2 protein-coding genes are annotated in these 1,855 nt (G+C 51.6%); both read right to left on the minus strand.

Annotated elements, in window-relative coordinates; translation table 11 throughout:
- Window positions 1-34 precede the first annotated feature (34 nt).
- On the minus strand, window positions 35-769 hold the full coding sequence (locus tag HP552_RS03265; RefSeq protein ID WP_175394220.1) for a hypothetical protein: 735 nt from the start codon (window positions 767-769) through the stop codon (window positions 35-37).
- Complete coding sequence (locus HP552_RS03270) at window positions 770-1,681, minus strand: RNA polymerase sigma factor (RefSeq protein WP_175394221.1); 912 nt, start codon at window positions 1,679-1,681, stop codon at window positions 770-772.
- Window positions 1,682-1,855 lie beyond the last annotated feature (174 nt).

Genomic DNA, 1,855 nt, shown 5'->3' on the forward strand with positions numbered 1-1,855 from the left:
AACGGCCATTCTTCGTATACATTTCCGAACCGACTTACTTGACCGGCCCCATCCAGGTTGAAATCGTCTTCTGCTGGTGCGGCAACGGCGGTTTCAACTTCCCGTTATCGATCAAATGCTTCAAAATATAAGCGACCAGCCGGCCTCCGCCGGTGTTGCCTCTCACCATGTAAGCAAGCTGCGGCTCCAAATGCTTCGGCTGATTTTGCAGGAACAGGTTGAGCATTTTGTCGTAGAGCTTGCCGACAGCAGGCGCATACAGAGCGGACAAATCCGGCATTGCCTTGTTCAACCGATCCAACGTTTGCGGAGAGTCGATCCAAACCGCATTAAACTTGTACCCCTCCTCCGTCTTGCGGATGTACCCCTTCTCCAGCAGGAACGAATATTGCTCGGCGTTCTCTTCGTTGTCGGGCAGCTCCCCTTGTTGGAACGCATGACAAATCTCGACATTCCGGTATTCCAGGAAACGCCAATCCATCTGGCGGTCGCTCCAGTAAGTATTGAATTGCCACAAGTATAAGGGAGTGTCTTCGACGTAGCGGAGCGACGGACCGAAGGTGACGTAACTACTCAAATCAAAACCCGGATCAGCATTGCGGCTCCGGTTTAACGCCGCATAGGCAATATACTGACCTCCGTCCTTTCGCATTGGTGCGACCGCATCGAAGCTTTCGCCCGCCGGCATGCTCCGCCAAGATTGCTCCTCGACGTTCTTGGGCAGCAAGGTCCAGAGCAGGAAGTTATAGTCGCCGTCCGGAACGTACACTCAGCTATCCTCGACTTGCCGGCGAACTTCCATTAACGCGTCAAAATGAACATCGGCCACTTCGGCGGCGCAATCTTGCCAGAATTGATGACCGGCTACGGCCAACTCGAAGAGGTCCCATACGATGGTATTGCTTTGATATTTGCCGGGAGAGGTTTGGATGAGAAAATTATAATCGGCCAGGTGCCGGACTTCGCCTTCCAATAAAGACGGCGGCATTCCGAGCTCCTCCGCGATTTGATGTACGGTACGCGCCTTGTGATAAGCCGCGTAAACGATATTTTGCGCCAAGGCGCGTCCAAGAAAATCGTTGGTTTCGCCCAGTCTGCCGGCCGAACCGGAATGGCCCATTTCCCCCATGCTGACCGGATTCACACTTAAAGTTCCTGTTGCACGCATACGTTTCATCCCTTTCCGTAACTTCTTTTTAGCCTCGCTCAAATGCCACTTCACCGTTCCTTCAGGAATGTTCAGAGCAATCGCAATATCGCCGATTTTAAGCTCGTCGTAGTAATGCATGACCACGATCCGGCGATGGATGTCGGACAGAAACGCGACTTCTCGGCGCAGCTCGCGGTAAGCTTCGGTTACCAGCAGCCGGTCAAGCGGCTCCCGGGAAGGGGCGGCAGACAGTTCGGACATGCCGTTGATTTCGATCGCTTGGGGAGCGTGCGCACGCTTTTTCAACCAATTCACCCAAGTGTATCGGGCAACCGTCCAGACGTAAGCGTCAAGGCTTCTAATGTCCCGCACCCCGGAGAAGGATTTCAACAACTGCAGCATAATCTCCTGAGCCAGATCCTCTGCCTCGGCCCGCTGCTTGACCCGGTTTAACGCAAAACCGAAAATCGGTTTGACATAGCTCCGAATCGCTTCCGCTGCGTCCTTTCCGTTTTTACCAATTGAATCCATTTTATGCCTCCATAGTTGCATCTGTAATTCCTGACAATTATATAGTGTGCCAGGCGAAATAAAGGTTGGGATTATTTCAAAAAAATTTGGACGTCCTACCAGATCACTCATACATGTATAATTACAAACATCATGAGTAGGTCATTTAAATGGTTAAAGAGACGTTATGAACTT

The sequence above is a fragment of the Paenibacillus xylanilyticus genome (assembly GCF_013359935.1).
Lineage (GTDB): Bacteria > Bacillota > Bacilli > Paenibacillales > Paenibacillaceae > Paenibacillus > Paenibacillus xylanilyticus.